Consider the following 19573-nt stretch of genomic DNA (forward strand, 5'->3'; position numbering starts at 1 on the left):
CCCACCGAATCATGGGAGGTTGCACGTGGAGCTGCTTGGCGGACGCGCGGCGGTGGTCACCGGCGCGGCGCAGGGCATCGGCCTGGAGATCGCGCGGGTGCTCGCCGAGCACGGCGCCGGCGTGGTGCTCGGTGACCGCGACGCCGAGGCAGCCGAGCGCGCCGCCGAACGGCTCACGGCCGGCGGCGCCCGCGCACTCGGCGTCGGCTGCGACGTGACGGTCCCCGACCAGGTCACCGCGCTGGTCGAACGCTGTGTCCTGGAGTTCGGCACGCTGGACGTGATGGTCAACAACGCCGGCATCACCAGGGACGCGACCCTACGCAAGATGAGCGTCGAGGACTTCGATGCCGTCGTCGACGTGCACCTCAAGGGCAGCTGGCTTGGCACCCGCGCGGCGTCGGTGGTGATGCGCGAGCGCAAGCGCGGGTCGATCGTCAACATCTCCTCGATCTCCGGCAAGGTCGGCATGGCCGGGCAGACGAACTACAGCGCGGCAAAGGCCGGCATCGTTGGCCTGACCAAGGCCGCGGCGAAGGAACTCGCGCACCTCGGTGTCCGGGTCAACGCCGTCCAGCCCGGTCTCATCCGCACCGCGATGACCGAGGCGATGCGGGAGGACATCTGGGCGGCGAAGGTCGCGGAGGTGCCGATGGGGCGGGCCGGCGAACCGGCCGAGATCGCCACCGTGGTGCTCTTCCTCGCCAGCGACCTGGCCAGCTACCTGACCGGCGGCGTCCTCGAAGTCACCGGCGGCCGCCACATCTGAACGGGGTGGGGCGCCCCAATGTGGCATTGGGGACCCGCCCAGACCGCACCTACCGTTCGGGAGGGCGGGTGCGCCCGGCCATGAACAATGCGAAGGCACCGCCGAGGGTGGCGACGGCCGAGCCAGCCAGCACCGGGTTGTAGGTGCCGAAAGAGGTGATCACGGCACCGGCCAGGAACGGACCCGCCGCCCTGGCGAGCACCACGAAAACCGACAGCACCCCGTTGATGCTCCCGTAGTTCAGCACGCCGTAGTACTCGGCGACCATGGTGCCCCGCAGCAACTCGGACAGGCCGAACCCGATCCCGAACAGCACCACGAACACGGCGACCGAAACCGTCGACAGCGGCCCGCTCCCGGTCGTGGCCAGCGGCAGGAACAGGGCAACCCCCTGCACGGCGAAGACCACGCAGGTCGCCCGGTCATGCGACATCCTGCCGCGTGCGGTCATCATCACCAGCCGCCCGCACACCTGCAGCACCCCGATCGCCCCCGCTGCCAGGGTGGCCAGCGCCAGCGAGTAACCGCGGTCGTACAGGTAGGCCACCAGGCTGATGCCGACGGCGAACTTGGCGGCGTTGACCAGGAACAGCGAGGTCGCGATCCAGTGGAAGGACGGGGTACGGAACACCGCCGACCGCATCTTCCGCGCGGATTCGGTCGACGGCGCGCGCGCCGGCGCCGCCACGCTCTCCACCAGCGCCGGCGCGGCCCCGTCCGGGCGCAGCCCCAGATCCGACGGCCACCGCCGCAACACGAACGCGTGGATGGGCAGGCCGACCGCGGCCACCGAGCACGCCAGCACCAGCAGCGCCCTGCGCCAGCCGACGGACCCCACCAGCACGCCGGTCAGCGGGACGAACACCGCGTTCGACAACCCGCCGACCACGGTGATGATCAAGACGGCGCGGGCGCGGTGGACTTCGAACCAGGAGGTCGTCACGGCGAAAGCGGGCTCGTACAACGTCATCGCCATCGCCACGCCCGCGGCGACGAACAGCAGGAAGAACCCCGGCAGCGACTCGACATACGACCAGCAGAGGAGCACGCCGATGGTGAGCAGGCTCCCGGTGGTCATCACGCTGCGCGCACCGCGCGCGTCGAGCCAGCGCCCCACCGGCACCGCGACCAGCGCGGAAACGAGCAGCCCGCCGACGTAGGCCGACTGCATCTGCGACATCGACCAGCCGAGCTCGACGTTCATCGGCACGACGAGCACCGAGAACCCGTAGATCAGCACGCCCCAGGACACCAGCTCCGAGACGCTCAGGCCGCCGACCATCAACCAGCCGTAATAGAAACCTCTGCCCACTCCCGAACGCCCCCAAGGATCATTGGTCGGTTTTACCGAGACACCGCCGCGCGATTTCGCGACCGATGGGAAACGATGCGGTGGCGGCCGGTGACGGCGCGTTGAGCAGGTGGACGAACCGGTCGTCCTCGGCGAAGGCGAAGTCGTCCACCAGTGTGCCGTCGTGGCGAATCGCCTGTGCGCGAACCCCGGCAGGCGCCGCCACCAGGTCGGCGGAGCGGACCTCGGGAACCAGTCGGCGCACCGCGCGCACGAACAGCGGCTTGAGCATCGAGCGCAGCATCTCCGCCCCGCCCTGGCGCCAGTACGCCCTGGCGAGCACCCGCAGGCCCCGGTTGCTGAGAACGTCGCGCACCCCGGCCCAATCCACGGAGCTCTTGCGGTAGCCCTCCCGAGCCAGCGCGAGCACCGCGTTCGGTCCAACATGGACACCGCCGGCGGTCATGCGCGTCAGATGCACCCCGAGGAACGGGAAGGCCGGGTCCGGAACCGGGTACACCAGGTTCTTCACCAGGTACTGCCGATCATCGACGAGTTCGAAGCACTCGCCCCGGAACGGTACGATCCGCACCGAATCGTCGTGCCCGCCACGCCGCGCCAGCCGGTCGCTGTGCAGGCCGGCGCAGTTCGCGACCCGCCTGGCCGTGATGTCACCGCGGTCGGTCTGGACGACGACCTCGCGGGCGCCCCTGGCGAACCCGGTCACCCGCGTCGACGTCAGCATCAGCACGCCGCGTCCTTCCAGGACCTCCGCCAGTTTGCGAGCGACAGCACCGAAATCGCAGGTTCCGGTGGCCGGCACGTGCAGCCCGGCCAGCCCGCGAACGTAGGGCTCGTGTTCCCGGATCTGCTCCGGCACCAGCGGGTGCACCGACAGGCCGTTCGCCACACCCCGTTCGCGCAGTTTTTCCAGCCGGGGCAGCTCTTCCGGCTCGGTCGCCACAATGATCTTGCCGGACCGGGTGACCGGCAAGCCGTGCCGGTCACAGAACTCCGCCACCTCCTGCCCGCCCTGCCTGGCCATCGTGGCCTTGAGACTGCCTAGCGGGTAGTAGATCCCGCTGTGGATCACGCCGCTGTTGTGGCCGGTCTGGTGCCGGGCCCAGCCGTCCTCCTTCTCCAGCACGGCGACCGAGCGGTCCGGGTTTGCGTCGGTGATGGCCAGCGCGGTCGTCAGGCCGACGATCCCGCCGCCGACGATGACAATGTCGTGTGTCATACCGGGCGCGCTCACATCCTGATCTCGAGCAAGGCCGGCCGGTCGGCGGCCAGGATCCGGTCGAGCGGCTCGTCGAGCCCGTCGAGCGAGTCGACGACCTCACCGAGGCAGCCGAACGACCGTGCGTACTGCGCGAAATCCGGGTTGACCAGCGACGTGCCCACCACGCGGCCGGGGTACTTCTTCTCCTGGTGCGCACGGATCGTCCCGTACATCGAGTTGTTGATGACGACCACGAGCACCGGGAGCCCGTACTGCACGACGGTGGCCAACTCGTTGCCGGACATGAGGAAGCAACCGTCGCCGGCGAACGCGACCACGGCCCGCTCCGGGAAAGCGAGCTTCGCCGCGATGGCCGCCGGCAGCCCGTAGCCCATCGACCCGCTGGTCGGCGCGACCTGCGCCGGGTAGCTGCCGAACTCGGAGTTGCGGTGCACGGAGACCGCGTAGTTCCCGGCGCCGCTGGCGATCAGCGCGTCCTGGGGAAGTTTGGCGCGGATGGCCCGAATGAACTCCGCGAGGCGGGCTGCCTCGCCCTGGTTCTCCGTCGCGATCCACTCGCGGTACCCGGCACGCGCGTCGGCGGTCCACTCGGCCCACCGGGGCGCGGCGGGCGGTTCGGTGGTGCTCAGCTCGCCGAGGAAGGCCTGGATGTCGGCGTGGACGGCCAGTTCCAGCTGGTAGACCCGGCCGAGCTCCTCCTCCCCGACATGGACATGCACCAGTCGCTGCCGGGGCCGGGGAGCCTCCAGCAGGCGGTATCCGGCCGTGGTGATGGCGTCCAGCCGGCAACCGACCGCGAGCACGACGTCGGCGGAAGCGACGCGTTCGGCAAGGGCCGGGTTCATCTGCACGCCGAGATCTCCGACGTAGCAGTGGGACGAGTTGTCGAAGGCGTCCTGCCGCCGGAACGCGTTCGCCACCGGCAACTGCCACGCCTCGGCGAACTTCTTGAGGCCGTCCGCGGCACCCTGGCTCCAGCCGGGGCCGCCGACGATCGCGATCGGGCGCTCGGCCTCGGCGAGCATCTTCGTCATCGCGGCGATCTGCCCGCCGGTCGGATGCGGGCGGGCCACCGGCGCCGCCACCACCTGGTCGGCCTGGGCCTCCGCGAACAGCATGTCCTCCGGCAGGCCGATGACGACCGGGCCGGGGCGCCCGCCGGTGGCGACCCGGAAGGCGCGGCTGATCAGTTCCGGTAGGCGGGTGGTGTCGCGCACGGAGACCGCCCACTTCGCCAGGTCACCGAAGGTCTGTTCCAGGTTCACCTCCTGGAACGTGTCGCGGTGCCGCGTCACGGTTGGCGGCTCCCCGACGAAGAGGATCATCGGGCTCGAGTCCTGCGCGGCGTTGCGCACGCCGACGCTGGCGTGGGTGACCCCCGGCGCTCTGGTGACCATGCAGATCCCCGGCCGGCCGGTGAGCTTGCCGGTCGCCTCGGCCATCGTCGCGGCGCCTGCCTCATGCCGGCAACTGACGAACCGGATCTGCGGCGCGGCGTCGTACAAGGCATCCAGCACGGGCAGGTAGCTCTCCCCCGGGGACGCCGAACACCGTGGTGACACCGTGCGCGAGCAACTGGTCGACGACGAGCTGACCACCGCTTCCTGCGGTAACCATGAAACCCTCCAGAGGGTACGAGAACGGAACTGACCGCGAAACGCCCGCCAGCGGGCATGGGTCAGCCACGAAAGTAATGAACGAATACCGCGGAACGATTCGCCGAGGGACTGTAAGGATCTTCGTGGGCGGGCTGGTGATCGCCTGTCCGGTTACTGAGCGTTGATCCTGTCACCGTAGTAGATGGACAGTGTGTTCAATGCCTGCTTCCAGCTTACCGTTTTTCCGGTGATGTTGGTGCGGTTTTTGAGGGGTTTTCTGATAACGAGATAGAGAACTTTCAGTGCGGCTTGGTCGGTGGGGAAATGGCCGCGCCGACGGGTCGCCTGACGGAATCTCGCATTGAGGCTCTCAATCTGGTTCGTGGTGTACACGAGTTTGCGGATATCGGGTGGGAACTCGAGGAAGGGAACGAAGTTTTCCCAACTTGTGCGCCACATTCGGATCATCGCCGGGTATCGGTCCTCCCATTCGTCGGCGAATTCCTCGAATAGGACTTGGTCTGCCTCACTGTTGGGGGCGGTGTAGATGGACTTCAGCGATTTCGTGATCTGGCCCCAGTAGCGCTTCGACGCGTATCGAAGCGAGGCCCGGACCAAATGTACGACGCACAATTGGATATCCGCGCGCGGCCACAACGAGTTCAACGCTTCGGGCAGCCCCTTGAGTCCGTCGCAGGCGATGAGGCAAATGTCCTCGACGCCGCGGTTTTGCAAGTCTGACAGGTAGGTGACCCACTCCTTGGCTCCTTCGCCGCCGGTGCCGACCCACATGCCCAGAACATCCCGCTCACCAGCGGTATCCACTCCGACAGCGACGTAGACCGGCCGGTTGGCGACGCTGCCCTGCCGGATCTTGACCATGATCGCGTCGATCATCACGACCGGGTACACGCGCGCCAACGGGCGCGAGGACCACAGCTTCATCTCGTCCAACACTTTGTCGGTGATCGAGGAAATCAGATCCCGCGACACGTCGGCGTCGTAAATCTCGAACAGGTGCTTCTGAATGTCGCCGGTGGTGAGACCCTTGCCGTACAGGGAGATGATCGCCTCGTCGAATCCCTCGATCCGACGGGCATGTTCCGGCACGATCTGCGGCGTAAAGCTGCCGTCACGATCACGAGGGACCTTGATACGAACCTCACCGATATCGGTCGTCACGGTATTTGAGCCCGTGCCGTTCCGCTCATTCGTGGTATCTTTACCCGTGCGGTCACCCTTCCCGTAGCCCAGATCCTCATCCAGTTCGGCGTTCAACGCCGCTTCCAGGACAGTTTTCGTGATCTGCCGCAACAAACCGCCCGGTCCCGTCAAAGACACACCCGTACCCCGCGCCGTCTCCAACAACTCCCGCGCAATACGGACATCCAGATCACCCCCGATACCCGAGCCAGCATCGGACTTCGCGGCCGCCACATCGTTACTCAACGTGATCCTCTCGAGCCAGGGAAAATCCCCAGCCATCCATGATCACCAGCCCCACCCACGAAGTATCCGACAGTCCCCCGCGTGATCCGCACGATCATCGTCGACCCCGAACGGGCGCCCTTCGTGCAGCTGGGTTTCGAGCTCTTCGCCACCGGCGACTACACGCAAGAAGAGCTGGCTGACGAGCTCTACGACCGCGGCCTACGCACCAGGGCCACCCGGCGACACCCCGCCAAGAAGGTCTCCGAGAACAAGATCTCGCAAATGCTGCGCGATCGCTACTACCTCGGATACGTCGAGTACGACGGCGAAGAAATCCAGGGGCGGCACGAGCCCCTCATCGACGAGGACCTCTTCGACACCGTCCAGGAGATCCTCGAATCGCGCATGACGGCACAAGAACGCCGTCGCGTCCACCACCACTACCTCAAGGGCTCGCTCTTCTGTGGACGCTGCCAACGCGACGGCATCAAGCGGCGGATGATCATCCAACGCACCATCAACTCGAAGGGCGCCGAGTACCTGTACTTCTTCTGCCGCGGCCGGCAGAAGGGGCTGTGCCAAGCACCCCACGTCAACGTCACGCTCGTTGAGGATGCGGTTGAGCGCCACTACTCCGCGATTCGCTTCAGCCAGCCGTTCATCGCTGACATGCGCGACCAGATCGATGCCGTGCTCGGCGAGCAGGAAAAGTCCGCACGCCTGCTGCGCAAGCAAATCACCACACAGCTCAAGGAACTCGACACGAAGGAGGAGAACTTGATCGACCTCGCCGCCGACAGCACGCTGCCTCGGACCAAGGTCAAGGAGAAGCTGCGCGACATCGCCCGCGAGCGCCGCCGGCTGGAGGAGCGCCTCGACACAGCCAACGCCGACCTCACCGACAGCGCCCAGCTCGTCAACGCCAGCCTTGCCCTCCTCGAACAGCCCGACCAGCTGTACCGACGCTGCAACGACCAACAGCGGCGCCTCCTCAACCAGGCGATCTTCCACGTCCTCTACATCGAGGACGACAAGATCACAGACGGTGAGCTCCGTGAGCCCTTCGGCGAGCTCCACGCCATCCAAGATCAGCGGGCCGGAGCAACCGGAGCGGAGGGTGCACGCAAAAGGACCACCCGCGATGCGGGTGGTCCTTGCACGCCTTCGGGCGTCGCGGTCCTACTGCGTGGCCTTCATTCAGGCACTTGTTCTAGTAAGACCCCTAGGGTGGAGGTTAGGGGAGCTTACTCGAACATAAAAGACCAGGTCAGGGCCCTGGAAGAGCTAAGTGTGAAGCTTCCCAGCCTCGATACACCCGAGCCGCCAACGATCAAGCGCGACCGCCCGCGCCGCGCGAGGCAACTCGGCTCCGAGCAAGTGGTGCAGCTGATCGCCGACTACCAGTCCGGTGCGACGGTATACGAGTTGGGTGACCGGTTCGGCATCGAACGCCGCACGGTCAGCAACATCCTCCACCGACACGGCGTGCCGATGCGCCGCCGCGGCCTGTCCGAGGACCAGATCGATGAAGCCGTCCAGCTCTATAACCAGGGGTGGTCGCTGGCCCGCATCAGCGCGCGCATGGACGTCGACAAGTGGACCGTGCGTCAACGCCTATTCGAGCGCGGAGTCGAGATACGCGACCCCCAAGGACGGCCCCGGCCTCGGGCAGGTGAAGCCCGATGAGCACCCATCCAGCCACGTCCAGTCCCGGCCCGAACCGATCGCTGCGCCTGCAGTGCGGGTGCACGCTGCTGGTGGCCGTGGGAGCGGCCTACGTCTCTTACCGACACGGCCGCGAGTTCGCCCTGCGTTTCGGCGCTGACGAGACCACCGCCACCCTGTGGCCGCTGATTGTCGACGGCCTGCTGACCATGGCCACCATCGAGCTGTGGCAAGCTGGCCACCGCCACCGCCACCGCCACCGCGCGAGCGGCCAGTGGAAAGCCTGGGGATCGTTCACTCTCGGAATCGGACTATCACTATGCGCCAACATCTCCTCCGCACCCGAACTGAACACCTTCGCCATCGCCGTAGCCGCCTGCCCACCGCTAGCGCTCTTGCTGTCGGTGGAACTCCTCAACCAAGCACTGAAACGACACCGCGCGGAGGCCACGACCGGAGGCGATCACAAGTCCGAGGACGTCGCAACATCGGTTGCACACACCGCGGATTCGGGCGAGCCGAAGCCATTACCGAAGTCGGTGCCGGACGCTGAGAATGCGCCAGCGCTGCGCACGGTTGCGAAAACCATGCCTGGTCACAGAATCAACGCAACTACGGAGACGCTGTCCAGCCAGGATGGTGATCCGCTACGCGCGCAGGCATACCAACTCGACGCAGAGCACTGGAACCTCCACCAGCGTCCGATCTCAGCCGACACGCTCCGCCGACAACTCGGCATCGGCTCACGCCGCGCCCGCGCCTTGACCCGCCACATCCGCCAGCACCAATCACCCGCAGCACTGGCGGCAGTGGACTGAACGCCGGGACCCCGACGCAGACGTCTACTGATACCGTTCACAGCCCCTGGTCCGCGGAGAGCCGAGCACCCCAAGCTAGTGCCCGGCTCTCCGCGACCGTAGCGGTCAGCGGCCGAACAGCTTCCACCACTTCCGCTCGGAACCGCGCCGCCCGGGCTGGCACTGACACCGTCGGGACTCGGGCACGCCGGCCAGCACCTGCTCGACGTGGCGGCCACATCCGGTATAGGTGGCCTTCCCGCAGGTCGAACACACAGCACGCTGACACATCGTGAACCTCCTCTGACTATTACAGCACTATCATATACCCCCGCGGGTATATCTGAGTGTGCTGGTGGGGCACTGCCTCCGCACGTCGCCGGACATCGCCCGTGCACGGCAGGGACAGCGACGGGGCCAGCGCGAACCGGTTGCGCGGCCAGACGTGTCTGACATCGGGCCGCTCGGGCAGGCAACGCTCGGTGCTGGCGACGGCCACATGGCCTCGCTTTCCCGCTCACGACATCACCGGCCTACCTGCGGCCGAGCTCCGGGGTATCCTCAGCCGGACGTTCGGGGCGGCTCCTTGCAGCGCTGATGGGCATGTGGGCCGCCCTTGACGAGCAGGTGCAGCGAGACCGTGGTACTCGGCGCGGCGCAGGCGGCCTGGTGAATGTCTCCCGCCGCGAAGAGATACCCGCCGCCGACGGGGGCGAGTTGTTCGTCGAAGAGGGTCAGCTGATCCGGGCAAGTGCCGCGGTAGCGGCGGTTACTCTCTACCCCCATGACGGTCACCGCCGCGCCCCAGCTGTCGTGGTCATGGGGCGGGGTTTGCTGGCCCGGGGTCATCACCACGGCCGCCAGTGACCACCCTGCCGGGTCGTCGTGCACACAGTGCACCCCGTACGAACCGTCTTGATCCGCCTCGCGTAGAAAGGCAGGCATATCTGTGTGCGCTGCGGTGTCGACCGCGAAGTCGGCGAGCAAGCGCAGTACCCTGCGTCGTGCGGTCATGTCCGCCTCGACCGTGGCCAGCGGGCCCGCCGCGGCCACCAGCCGCGCCAGGCGTGCCTTGAAACAGTGTGACTCGCTCACCTGCGGTGGCGACGTCGAATCGGGCATCCGGTCCTCACCTCCCGCGGGATGCCGTCACATGCGCACTGGAGCTTTCCTGACGCGCGCCCGCGTCACGCGAGTCGCAGGAACAGTTTCTCCAGTTGGGCGACATCCGCGCGTGCCTCGGCGGACGCCGTGTCGTCGCCGTTGCCGGCGAGCACGCACTGCCGCATCCCGGTCGCGATGATCTTGAATCCGGCTCGATCGAGCGCGCGTGAGGCGGCGGCGAGCTGCGTGATCACCTCCTGGCACTCACGGCCGTCTTCGATCATCTGGATGACCCCGCCGACCTGCCCCTGAATGCGCCGTAGCCGCACCAGCACGTCGGCGAGGATTTGCTTGTCCATCTCCACGCTGCTACCCCACCTTCTGTGATACCCCCTAGGGTACCATTTCATGTGCGGTGCTCCGGCTGCCCGCTTCGCGAGCGAATGCGGGCCGACGTCACGGCAGCCGCCGCCGCGGTGCCCGGGGTCAGCGGCGTCGAGGTCACCTTCACGACGCTGTCCGAGCGGGAGCGCCTGGCACTCGCGCAGCAGCTGCGCAGCCCACGCGGCATGTCGCTCGGCGCGGACACCCGCGTCTACGCCGTCGCCAGCGGCAAAGGGGGCGTGGGCAAGTCATCCGTCGCGGCCAACCTCGCGGTGACGCTCGCCCGCTCGGGCAGCAGCGTCGGGCTGCTGGACGCGGACGTATGGGGCCACTCGGTGCCGCGGCTGTTCGGCGTGCGGCGCAACCCGGTCGCACTCAAGGGGCTGATGCTGCCGGTCGAGGCCCACGGCGTGCGGCTGATGTCGGTCGGCTTCCTCGTCAGCGAGGGCGAACCGGTCATCTGGCGCGGGCCCATGCTGCACAAGGCGCTGGAGCAGTTCCTCACCGACGTCCACTGGGTGAGCTCGACGTGCTGCTGCTGGACCTCCCGCCCGGCACCGGGGACGTCACGCTGTCCCTGCTGGAGCTGGTGCCGCAGGCCGCCCTGCTTGCCGTGACCACGCCGCAGCCTTCCGCGCAGACCGTCGCCTCGCGCGCCGGCCGCATGGCCAGGGACATGCGCATGCCGATCGCCGGGGTGGTGGAGAACATGAGCGCGCTGGCCTGCGCGGGCTGCGGCGAGCGGACCGCGCTCTTCGGGGCGGGTGGCGGGCGGCTGCTCGCCGACGAGCTCGGCACCGAGCTACTGGGCCGGTCCCGCTCGACACCGCGCTGCGCGAGGCGGGTGACGCCGGCGTTCCCGTGGTGGTGCGCGATCGCGGCGCCGCCTCCACCGTCGCCCTGACGGAGGTCGCGCACCGCCTGCCCGTGATGCGGCGAAGCCTGGCCGGGCTCCCACTGCCGCTGACGGTCGTGGGCTGAGCGGGGACGTCGTGCGCCTGGCGCGTACCGGTCGCGTCGGGCGGATACGACCGGCAAAGACCATGCTGTACGACGCGGTCGCCGGGGGTGAGCGTGGCGATGGTCGGCGTCCCGCAGTCGCTCGCCTACGCCGAGCTCGTCGGGATGCCGCCGATCGCCGGACCGTACGCAGGCGCGCTGCCACCGATGGTGGCGGCCATCTTCGCCTCGTCGCCGTACCTGCAGACCGGGCCGGTCGCGATCACCGCCCTGCTGACATACGCGACGCTCAGCACCATGGCCACCCCGGGCAGCCTGGACTACGTCGGGCTCGGCCTGGCGCTGGCTCTCGTGATCGGCGCGGTGCGGCTGCTGCTCGGCGTGCTGCGGGCAGGATGGCTGGCCTACCTGATGTCCGAGCCGATGCTGCTGGGCTTCGTGCCCACGGGCCGCGATACTCAGCATCGCGGTCTCCGCGCTGGGGTTCTACCCGGCAGCGGTGGTCGGCGACATCCCGGGCGGCTTCCTGCCGTTCACGCTCGACGAACTACCGTGGGGCCGGCTCCCCGAGCTGCTACTGCCGGGCGCCGTGATCGCGCTCATCGGGTTCACCGAGGCCGCATCCATCGCGCGCCGCTTCGCCTCCGAGGAGCGGCGACGCTGAAGCGCCGATCCGGAGCTCGTCAGCCAGGGTGTGCCCAACCGCGCGGCGGCGGCTGTCGGTGGCATGCCGTGCGGCGGATCGTTCTCGCGCAGCTCGATGGACCGGATGTCCGGGCCACGAACCAGATGGTCGGGTGCGTTCGCCGGGCTGGCCGTGCTGGCGTTCCTGCCGTTCGCCGCGGTCCTCCGGCCGCTTCCGCTTGCGGTGCTCGGAACGATCGTCATCATCGCCGTCGTCGGGCTCCTGCGGTTTCACCCCCTGTTCCGGCTGTGGCGGCTCTCGCTGCCGCAGGCGGTGATCGCGTGGAGCACGTTCTTCGCGACGGTGCTGCTCGCCCCCCGTCCCCCCGGCTCGACGTTGCGGTGCTGACCGGCATCGGACTCTCGGTCGCCGTCTTCCTGTGGCGATCGCTGCAACTGGACATCGACGTGGACGCCGAGGACGACCTGCTGACGTTCACCCCGCGCGGCGTGCTGTGGTTCGGTAGGGCGCAGCGGCTGGACGCGCGCTGCTCGACGCGTTCGCCGCGCACGCTGCAGCGCGACGGCTCGTCATCGACCTCACCCGGCTCGGCCGGATCGACACCACCGGCGCCCTGGTGCTGCGCTCCGTGCTCGACCCGGCCAGGGACGCCGGCCTGGCGGCCCGGATACGGGGTTTTCCCCCGCAGTCACGGCGACTGACCGAATGCATCCTCGGCCCGCCGACCAGCCCATTGGAGTGAGCGGAGCGCGCTGATGTGCACCAGCGGCACGCCTCGCCGCGGCACCGATGCGCATGCACGATCGATATACGGGGTGGGGTACACTGAGTCCGGAGCGGATGCGAAGCGAGGTGTGTTTATGACCGGGGATGAGGAAACCATCGGCCAGGTACTCAACAGGCTCCGCCGCGCGCAAGGGCAGCTCGCGGGGGTCATCACCATGATCGAAGAGGGCCGCGGCTGCAAGGACGTCGTCACCCAGCTTGCCGCCGTCTCACGCGCTCTTGACCGCGCTGGGTTTAAGATTGTTGCCACTGGCATGCGACAGTGCATCACCGGCAACGACGACCCGGAACACATGACCGAGGCCGAACTCGAGAAGCTGTTCCTCGCCCTCGCCTGAGCCCGGCTGCCCCGTCAGACGCTGCCGGCCATGCCAAAGACGACGGTGTCCTGACCCCGTTCCAGCCCCGGCTGGCACAGGAGACCACTAGACCGTGATAGGTATCTGCTCGCGGTGTCCACGCTGGCAAGCCCGCCGTGGACACCGCGATCGACTACTCGACGCCGCATGGGGCCATGGGATCATCCCCACCGCACCCCATCACTACTATGACATATAGTAGTGATGGGATCGGAGGATCGATGCAGCACCGCGCGTCCAGACGGCTGGCCGTGACCATCGTGGCGGCTGCGGTTGCCCTGTCGGCGTGCAGTAGCGACGGCAGCAACAGCAGCGCTGAAACGACTGGCGCCGCACTGCCCCTGCCGGAACTGGTGACCGCGACCAAGCCACCGGTGCCACCGCCCGAGGTCGCGCAGTGGCGGGCGCCCGCACTATCGGGTCCCCAGCCGGCCTGGAAGGCGCCGTTCGACGACGTGCCCCTCGCCGCGGGAGACACGCTGGTTGGCGTGGTATTTCCCGTCGACACTCAGTCGGATCTGTCCATTGTCGGCGTCGATCTCTCCGGCGCGACCCGGTGGCGGGTGCGGACGAATCCGTCCTGCGTCGGTTATGGCGTGACCCGCGTCAACGACCGACCCGCCGCGGTCGTGCTGGCCAGCAACGCCGACAACCGCGGTGACAAGGTCGCCACCGAGACCACCGCGAATGCGTATGACGTAGAGGACGGGCACCGAGTGTGGGGCCCGGTGCGCGTTCCCGGACCGCTGCAGGGGCCTGGCTTGATTTTTGGGAAGGTCACCGCCTCGGTGGTGGGTGGTGAAACCGGGCCGCGGGTCATGCTCAACACCGACACAGGGGAACCGGTCGAGCCACCCACGAGGGATGCGGTGCCGCTCTACGAGCACGACGGCGTCGGGCTCTTCGGCAAGGACGGCACCCTCACGGCCGTCGACACCGGCACGGGAGAGGTGCTGTGGACCTCGACCGAGCTCCACCTGCCGCCGCAGTGGCCGAGCCGGGCTCGTTCTGTCGAGCTGTTGAGCAGCACGCAGGCCTCCGAGGCGGGGGTGGTGGCCCTGCGCTGGTCCGGGAGTGACGGCGACGGCGCGGCAAGCGCACCGCGAACCGCTCTGCACGATCTGCCACCGGCAACCTGCTGGTAGCACTCGGGAACGAGACCGACTTTCGGACCGTCGTGGCCGACCAGGGTAAGGCGGCGATCGTGGCTGGCCTCAACGGCTTTACCGAGACACGCGCCTACGACCTTGACTCCGGACAGCTGGACTGGACCATCAATGGTGGCGGGGCTGGGCTGGTGGACATCACGGTCGCGGACGGCGGAGTGGGCTTCGGTACGCGGGCTGGACAGTCGGTCGCAGTCCAGTTGGCCACCGGCCGGATCCTCGAGCAAGGCGACTGGCCTGTTCCCGTCACAGCCAACAAGGGCACCCTCGTCACCGCCCTGCCGCGTGATCCGGCTGCGGAACCGAGCGACCGTCTCGCTGGGGCAGGTCCGGGCTTCGTCGCCTACCGGACACGGTGAATCGAACCGACAGGCCGACGTTGGCGAAAGGGTGGTCGGATGCGAGGTCTTGGGGAACTGGAAGCCAGGGTCATGGACGTGCTGTGGTCCGCGACACGCCCGTTACGTGTGCGTGACGTGCTGGAACGGCTCGACACCACACGGCCACTCGCCTACACGACCGTCATGACCGTGCTGGACAAGCTGCACGGGAAGGGCTACGCCCGGCGCGATCGGGCAGGACGCGCCTACGAGTACACGGCAGCCGAGTCGCGCGAAGAGGTCGGCGCGAAGCTGCTGCGGGAAGTGCTGCAGACCAGCGGCGACTCCGAACGCATCCTACTGCACTTTGCCCGATCGATGACCCCCGAGGAGTCGGACATTCTGCGGCGCGCACTGCGATCGAAGGGGCAGCGGTGACGATCGCACTAGGCCTGCTGGCGGCGGCTGTCGTGATGGGCGTGGCCGCGCCGAGCTACCTGCGTACCGCCGCGACGCCGAGCCTACGTCCGGGGCTCGCGCTCGCCGGCTGGGTCAGCTCAACCGCGATGATGCTGGTTGCTGCACTCGGGGCGGCTGTGTTGCTGGTGCTGCCTCGCTCTGTGGGCGTCGACGGGCTGATCGGCATGGCCAACAGTTGCGTGAACATCATCCGTGGCGGCGAGATCGTGGCCGAGCACATCGTGCGGCTCGGTCTCGCCGGTGTCATTATCGGGCTGGCCGCCCGGTCGGCCGTCATTGCCGTCCGCCGGGTGCGGCAGCACCGGTGCTGGCGGCGCGCACACCTCACGTTGCTGCGGTCCGTGTGCCAGGGCGAGCGGTCCGTCCTCTGGATTGAGGAGGCGAAACCGGTGGCCTACAGCGTGGCTGGGCGGCGCCACGGCACCATCGTGGCCACCACTGGCGTGCGACGGCTGGGAGCCCTTCGGTGCGAGGCGGTGCTCGCGCACGAACGAGCCCACCTGCGTGGCAGACACCACCTGCTGATACTGGCCGCCGACATCCTCTCGGCCGCTTTGCCATTCGTTCCGCTCGCTCGGCGGGCGCCAGGAGCCATCCGGATCCTGGCCGAACTGGCTGCCGACGCCTCGGCCGCACGAAGCCACGGGCCCGGCCCGCTACGTTCGGCGCTACTGGCCATGAGCCAGGGTGGCACCCCAGCGCCGACGCCGCTCGGTCCCCACAGCGGCGCACTGGAGATGTCCCGCGAGTCCGTCGAGGCGCGACTGCTGTGGCTGTCCACGGAGCGGGCAGGGCTGCGGAGGCTTCCCGTACAGCTTGACTACGTCGCGGGAGCCGCGCTGACCGCCATACCGACAGTGGCCTCCCTCGCCGTGGTCGCCACACTGGTGGCGCTCTACTGCCTCGGCGTCACGGGATAAGAGCAGCCACCTGCCGACGCAGAGAGTGACACCCCGGTGGTACCGCGGAACACAGCCTGTCTTCGTCAGGCTGATGTCTTGGATCCTGGCGCGGGACACGTGTTATCCGCGCAGTGGCGACGCCGCCAGCGTTGGGTAACGGCGAAACCGAGCAGGCCCAGCGAGATCAGCGCCAGGAACGGTTGGACCGGCTGCCAGATACTCAACGCGCCGGATGTACCGAGCGCGATGAGCACCAGCTTGTTGCACACCGGGCACCCCACCGCGAACACCGACAGCAACACTCCGCCGAGCGGGGTGCGGCGGGCGCGGTCGGAGGATGTCGGCCCCTGGATGGCGAACCACGCCCCGGTGAGCGCGACGGTGGCCACCAGCACCGGGTACTCCCACCAGCGGACCGGGATTTCCCGGGAGAACAGCGGCGTGTCGATGATGTCGGTGGGCACCCCGACTACCAGCAGGGCGAGACCGCTCATGACAGTGGCGCGCAGCAGCCTACCGCGGGTTCGTGGGGTGGACCGGTCTGTCGAACTCGTCGTGAACGCCACGAGGCACTTCCAGTTCCATTCGAAGCCATCGCTACTATGAGTCATAGTAGCTGGAGTCCGGGATGGATTGGAGTGTCGATGTCGAAAACCTCGGGGCGGGACACGTGGAAGCGCGATGCCGTGCTGGTCGTCGTGCTGGTCCTCGTCGCCGCAGGCCTGATCACGTACCTGCTCGCCAAGCCCCCCGGGCAGGACGCCGCGGCCCCACCCGGGCAGCCCCCGTCGCAAGAACAAGCCGCTGCCCAGGGCGAGAACCCATTGGCAAACCTCGCCCGCCGGGAGCAGGGTGACCCGCTAGCAATCGGCGACGTCGACGCTCCGGTGACCATGGTCATGTACTCCGACTACCGCTGCCCGTTCTGCGCCAAGTTCAGCCGCGACACTGAGCCGATCCTGGTGGAACGTTATGTCCGGGAAGGTGTCCTGCGCATCGAGTGGCGGGATCTGCCGATCTTCGGCACGCAGTCGATGGAGGCAGCCAGGGCCGGCCGCGCAGCGGCCGAGCAGGGCAGGTTCTGGGAGTTCAACCGCGCCGTTTTCGGGGACTCGCCACCGACCGGCCACCCCGACCTCACGCAGGAGAAGCTGCGTGGCTATGCCCGCGAGGTGGGGATGCCGGATATGGAGAAGTTCACCGCCGCGATGGACGACCAGCGCTTCGACGAGGCGATCCGGAACGATCTTACCGAAGGCGCCTCGATTGGCGTGTCCAGCACCCCGACGTTTGTGATCAACGGAGAGCCCATCCTGGGTGCTCAACCACTGGAGACCTTTGTCAGCGCGATCGACCGCGCGGCGGCGCAGTCATGATCGAGATCGGATTACTGGGCGCCTTCCTTGGCGGGCTGTTGACGCTGGTCAGCCCGTGCTCGGCGCTGTTGCTGCCGTCGTTCTTCGCCTACGCTTTCGACCGCGTCGGTGCGCTCGCGCGCCGCACCGCAGCCTTCTACGCGGGGCTGCTGATCGTGCTCGTGCCGCTGGGTGCGGGAGTAGCCGTGGTCGGAGCCGTGCTGACGCAGTACCGCGGTGTCACCACCACGGTTGGCGGTGTCGTATTGATCCTGTTCGGCATCGCTATGATCGTGGGCAGGGGCTTCGGCATCAGCACAGCCCAACGTGCCGCCGCGAGAATCAAGATCGCTTCGGGGGCGTCGGTCTTCGCGCTGGGCACCGTCTACGCTCTCGCTGGGTTCTGCTCGGGGCCACTCCTGGGCAGCGTTCTGACCGTATCGGCAGCAGGCGGCGACCCAGCCTACGGCGGCGTGCTGATGGCCCTCTACGCGCTGGGCATGGCCGCTCCGCTGTTCGTGCTGGCACTGTTCTGGGATCGCCTCAACCTGGGGCGCAAAACCTGGTTGCGAGGTCGCAAAATCACCATGGGGCCGCTGCGCACCCACACCACCAGCCTGATCTCCGGACTGTTGTTCATCGCCATTGGTGCGCTCTTCCTGTTCACCGAAGGCACAGCAAATCTCGGCGGATTTACTAGCGTCGATACCCAGTTCACGCTGCAGGCCTGGCTGCAGGACCTCACCTCGAACGTCTCCAACGCAGCCCTACTCCTGGCGCTCGTCGCCGGGGCCCTGGCGGTGCTCGTCGTGCGCCTCGCCCGCGCCCGGCACCAGCGCCACAAGCAGCCCAGGCATCCCGACGACAGCGGCGTCCAGTGAGACGCTCTCGGGTTGGCCTGCCAACCGCCTTCTCGCATGAATGGAGGGAACCGCGCAGCTCTTGCTGGATCAGCTTTCTGATCAACTTCAGGCGCACTTTCGGCCCGGGAGCCGGGACACCAGCCAGTCTTACCCGTCCGGAGAGAAGGCCACATTCCCTGCGTCCAGGCCGAGCACCTGTCAGGAAGCGACAAGCGCGCCGACAGCGATGCAGCGTCTGTAGCCAGCCGGGTCTCAAGCGCCCGCCTCGCCGTCCAGTCCGTGCGCGGCGCGAAATGCCCGCTCCGTGTCGTCCTGCAACTGCAGGTCGCAGGCTGTCAAGCGCTGTTCGGCCTCTGCCACCGCAGGTGCGCCGAACAGGTCGCGGATCTCCAGGCCGCGGTGCCAGCGGCACAGCCGCTCCAGACTCTGCTCCTCTTTTTCCAGTTTGGCAACGGAAAACCTGTCTTGCCGATCTCGGTATCGAACTTGCCCCAGTCGGCGAGAAACTCGGTCCATTCCTCTTGGCGGCGTCGTCCAGCCCCGTGGCCACAGCTCAAGCGCTCCGATCGGGCGCAGATCTCGCTAGATTGCCACACGGTGACTGGAGGCTTCCGCTGGCACCCGAGCCACCAGAACGATCCACCTCAGTCGAAAAGACGCATATGCCATCACAATCAATGTGGCAGGCGTTACATTTCACTCTTAGCACGTCATTGCTTGCCGAACAGTCGGTTGCTGCTTTTCCCAGACCGGCCGAGCACACGATCCGGCTGTCAATACGGCCTCCGTACCGCTCGGACCGGAGATTCAGCCTAGTTCTGGGATGGGAACACCCATTGCCGCAACACGATGAAGCGTGCGGCTCCGGCAAATGCACTGGCCGCGACGACCACCAGTGCTTCGGTAAGCAGACTGTAGGTACCTGTGACGGCGTCCAGTATGGCGAGTGCCGCGGAGCCATGCAGTATGTAGAACACTGCGGAAACCAGCGTTTGCACGTGTCGACGCAGTTTTCTGTCGGGCGCTCCAGCGAAGGTGACCCGGCGGTGAAACTCGGTGTTGGCTACGGTGCTCAATCCAGTTGCGAGCACATTGCTGCACGACGCATCGCACGGCGTGCGAAGAACGATGAATAGTAATCCCTGCACAAGAGTGGCTGCCGCACCGGCGGAGAGGTACCAGCCAGCCTGCCGGAGAAAGTCTACACGTGCCATCCGCTACCTGCCATTGGAACTAATTTCGGCTGCGCTGGAGGCCCAAAGCCCCAGCTTCCACAACCGGCCGACCGGCTCACAGGGACGACACTTGTCAGGCCAACAGCGATCCATTCAATTCTCCGCAGTCGAAAAGCCCTCCAAACACGCGTCCTACCGCGTTTCGTCCGCCAAGTGCTGCCGAACCGTCGGAGATTACCGAAATCCATCGTCGGCTCTCATTTTTAAAGATCGACTCCG

At 67.5% G+C, this 19573-nt stretch carries 20 protein-coding genes and 3 pseudogenes; 14 read left to right on the forward strand and 9 right to left on the reverse strand.

Annotated features, from left to right (window positions below):
- The first annotated feature begins 25 nt into the window (after positions 1-25).
- Positions 26-769 carry a 3-oxoacyl-ACP reductase FabG gene (gene fabG, locus BA062_RS25845; RefSeq protein ID WP_110341146.1) on the forward strand — a complete coding sequence of 248 codons (744 nt, stop codon included), beginning with the start codon at positions 26-28 and terminating at the stop codon, positions 767-769.
- A 49-nt stretch (positions 770-818) separates the two neighbouring features.
- Here fabG and BA062_RS25850 read toward each other — a convergent pair whose 3' ends face one another.
- The 4 genes from BA062_RS25850 to BA062_RS25865 all read right to left on the reverse strand — a co-directional run bounded on the left by BA062_RS25850 (position 819) and on the right by BA062_RS25865 (position 6305).
- A complete protein-coding gene (locus tag BA062_RS25850) occupies positions 819-2051 on the reverse strand; it encodes an MFS transporter (protein WP_110341148.1) in 1233 nt (410 codons plus the stop codon).
- Between the two features lie 49 nt (positions 2052-2100).
- Positions 2101-3300, reverse strand: coding sequence for an L-2-hydroxyglutarate oxidase (lhgO, locus tag BA062_RS25855; protein WP_110341150.1), 1200 nt, complete (start codon positions 3298-3300; stop codon positions 2101-2103).
- 11 nt (positions 3301-3311) lie between these two features.
- Positions 3312-4901, reverse strand: coding sequence for a thiamine pyrophosphate-dependent enzyme (locus tag BA062_RS25860; protein WP_342768958.1), 1590 nt, complete (start codon positions 4899-4901; stop codon positions 3312-3314).
- 171 nt (positions 4902-5072) lie between these two features.
- Positions 5073-6305, reverse strand: coding sequence for an IS256 family transposase (locus BA062_RS25865; protein ID WP_425452952.1), 1233 nt, complete (start codon positions 6303-6305; stop codon positions 5073-5075).
- Positions 6306-6431: 126 nt separating this feature from the next.
- On the opposite strand from BA062_RS25865, the gene BA062_RS25870 reads away from it, so the two are divergent.
- Positions 6432-8018, forward strand: a complete 1587-nt coding sequence (locus BA062_RS25870) for a recombinase family protein (protein ID WP_245960010.1) — start codon at positions 6432-6434, stop codon at positions 8016-8018.
- Entirely contained in the window at positions 8015-8815 is an 801-nt protein-coding gene (locus BA062_RS25875; protein ID WP_110341154.1) for a DUF2637 domain-containing protein, read from the forward strand. The genes BA062_RS25870 and BA062_RS25875 overlap by 4 nt, the downstream gene beginning before the upstream one ends.
- A 540-nt stretch (positions 8816-9355) precedes the next feature.
- Here the strand turns inward: BA062_RS25875 and BA062_RS25880 are convergent.
- Both BA062_RS25880 and BA062_RS25885 read right to left on the reverse strand, forming a co-directional pair.
- A complete protein-coding gene (locus BA062_RS25880) occupies positions 9356-9916 on the reverse strand; it encodes a cysteine dioxygenase (protein WP_110341156.1) in 561 nt (186 codons plus the stop codon).
- Between the two features lie 65 nt (positions 9917-9981).
- The gene (locus BA062_RS25885; protein ID WP_110341158.1) at positions 9982-10263 is read right to left on the reverse strand and encodes a metal-sensitive transcriptional regulator; all 282 of its coding nucleotides are present in this window, start codon (positions 10261-10263) and stop codon (positions 9982-9984) included.
- A 204-nt stretch (positions 10264-10467) separates the two neighbouring features.
- Here BA062_RS25885 and BA062_RS41385 point away from each other — a divergent pair.
- The 9 genes and pseudogenes from BA062_RS41385 (at position 10468) to BA062_RS25930 (ending at position 15919) form a co-directional block, all read left to right on the forward strand.
- Positions 10468-11186, forward strand: a pseudogene (locus BA062_RS41385) (P-loop NTPase).
- A gap of 221 nt (positions 11187-11407) precedes the next feature.
- Positions 11408-11623: pseudogene (locus BA062_RS41390) on the forward strand (SulP family inorganic anion transporter); the annotation flags it as partial.
- An 82-nt stretch (positions 11624-11705) separates the two neighbouring features.
- Positions 11706-12275, forward strand: a pseudogene (locus BA062_RS40630) (SulP family inorganic anion transporter).
- Between the two features lie 184 nt (positions 12276-12459).
- On the forward strand, positions 12460-12630 hold the full coding sequence (locus BA062_RS41395) for a hypothetical protein (RefSeq protein ID WP_377392753.1): 171 nt from the start codon (positions 12460-12462) through the stop codon (positions 12628-12630).
- A 118-nt stretch (positions 12631-12748) separates the two neighbouring features.
- On the forward strand, positions 12749-13012 hold the full coding sequence (locus tag BA062_RS25915) for a metal-sensitive transcriptional regulator (RefSeq protein WP_110341166.1): 264 nt from the start codon (positions 12749-12751) through the stop codon (positions 13010-13012).
- A 272-nt stretch (positions 13013-13284) separates the two neighbouring features.
- A complete protein-coding gene (locus tag BA062_RS25920; RefSeq protein ID WP_245960013.1) occupies positions 13285-14178 on the forward strand; it encodes a PQQ-binding-like beta-propeller repeat protein in 894 nt (297 codons plus the stop codon).
- Between the two features lie 32 nt (positions 14179-14210).
- Positions 14211-14558, forward strand: a complete 348-nt coding sequence (locus BA062_RS40640; RefSeq protein ID WP_245960014.1) for a hypothetical protein — start codon at positions 14211-14213, stop codon at positions 14556-14558.
- Between the two features lie 39 nt (positions 14559-14597).
- Entirely contained in the window at positions 14598-14957 is a 360-nt protein-coding gene (locus BA062_RS25925; protein WP_110341168.1) for a BlaI/MecI/CopY family transcriptional regulator, read from the forward strand.
- Entirely contained in the window at positions 14954-15919 is a 966-nt protein-coding gene (locus tag BA062_RS25930; protein WP_110341170.1) for a M56 family metallopeptidase, read from the forward strand. The genes BA062_RS25925 and BA062_RS25930 overlap by 4 nt, the downstream gene beginning before the upstream one ends.
- Positions 15920-15984: 65 nt before the next feature.
- On the opposite strand, the gene BA062_RS25935 is transcribed toward BA062_RS25930, so the two are convergent.
- The gene (locus BA062_RS25935) at positions 15985-16395 is read right to left on the reverse strand and encodes a hypothetical protein (RefSeq protein WP_110341172.1); all 411 of its coding nucleotides are present in this window, start codon (positions 16393-16395) and stop codon (positions 15985-15987) included.
- 150 nt (positions 16396-16545) lie between these two features.
- On the opposite strand from BA062_RS25935, the gene BA062_RS25940 reads away from it, so the two are divergent.
- Positions 16546-17277 carry a DsbA family protein gene (locus tag BA062_RS25940; protein ID WP_110341552.1) on the forward strand — a complete coding sequence of 244 codons (732 nt, stop codon included), beginning with the start codon at positions 16546-16548 and terminating at the stop codon, positions 17275-17277.
- Positions 17274-18137, forward strand: coding sequence for a cytochrome c biogenesis CcdA family protein (locus BA062_RS25945; protein ID WP_110341174.1), 864 nt, complete (start codon positions 17274-17276; stop codon positions 18135-18137). Before BA062_RS25940 ends, BA062_RS25945 begins: the two co-directional genes overlap by 4 nt.
- A 234-nt stretch (positions 18138-18371) precedes the next feature.
- On the opposite strand, the gene BA062_RS40645 is transcribed toward BA062_RS25945, so the two are convergent.
- Positions 18372-18635, reverse strand: a complete 264-nt coding sequence (locus tag BA062_RS40645; protein WP_245960015.1) for a Chromate resistance protein ChrB — start codon at positions 18633-18635, stop codon at positions 18372-18374.
- 296 nt (positions 18636-18931) lie between these two features.
- Positions 18932-19333 carry a GtrA family protein gene (locus BA062_RS25955; RefSeq protein WP_110341176.1) on the reverse strand — a complete coding sequence of 134 codons (402 nt, stop codon included), beginning with the start codon at positions 19331-19333 and terminating at the stop codon, positions 18932-18934.
- Positions 19334-19573 lie beyond the last annotated feature (240 nt).

The organism is Prauserella flavalba (assembly GCF_003202235.1).
Lineage (GTDB): Bacteria > Actinomycetota > Actinomycetes > Mycobacteriales > Pseudonocardiaceae > Prauserella_A > Prauserella_A flavalba.

Bases quoted from the DNA above. Each gene is read 5' to 3' on its own strand.
- BA062_RS25850 (WP_110341148.1), bottom strand. From the start codon at position 2,051: ATGGTCGGCGGCCTGAGCGTCTCGGAGCTGGTGTCCTGGGGCGTGCTG.
- lhgO (WP_110341150.1), bottom strand. From the start codon at position 3,300: ATGACACACGACATTGTCATCGTCGGCGGCGGGATCGTCGGCCTGACG.
- BA062_RS25875 (WP_110341154.1), top strand. From the start codon at position 8,015: ATGAGCACCCATCCAGCCACGTCCAGTCCCGGCCCGAACCGATCGCTG.
- BA062_RS25880 (WP_110341156.1), bottom strand. From the start codon at position 9,916: ATGCCCGATTCGACGTCGCCACCGCAGGTGAGCGAGTCACACTGTTTC.
- BA062_RS25915 (WP_110341166.1), top strand. From the start codon at position 12,749: ATGACCGGGGATGAGGAAACCATCGGCCAGGTACTCAACAGGCTCCGC.
- BA062_RS25925 (WP_110341168.1), top strand. From the start codon at position 14,598: ATGCGAGGTCTTGGGGAACTGGAAGCCAGGGTCATGGACGTGCTGTGG.
- BA062_RS25935 (WP_110341172.1), bottom strand. From the start codon at position 16,395: ATGAGCGGTCTCGCCCTGCTGGTAGTCGGGGTGCCCACCGACATCATC.
- BA062_RS25940 (WP_110341552.1), top strand. From the start codon at position 16,546: ATGTCGAAAACCTCGGGGCGGGACACGTGGAAGCGCGATGCCGTGCTG.
- BA062_RS25945 (WP_110341174.1), top strand. From the start codon at position 17,274: ATGATCGAGATCGGATTACTGGGCGCCTTCCTTGGCGGGCTGTTGACG.
- BA062_RS40645 (WP_245960015.1), bottom strand. From the start codon at position 18,635: ATGGACCGAGTTTCTCGCCGACTGGGGCAAGTTCGATACCGAGATCGG.
- BA062_RS25955 (WP_110341176.1), bottom strand. From the start codon at position 19,333: ATGGCACGTGTAGACTTTCTCCGGCAGGCTGGCTGGTACCTCTCCGCC.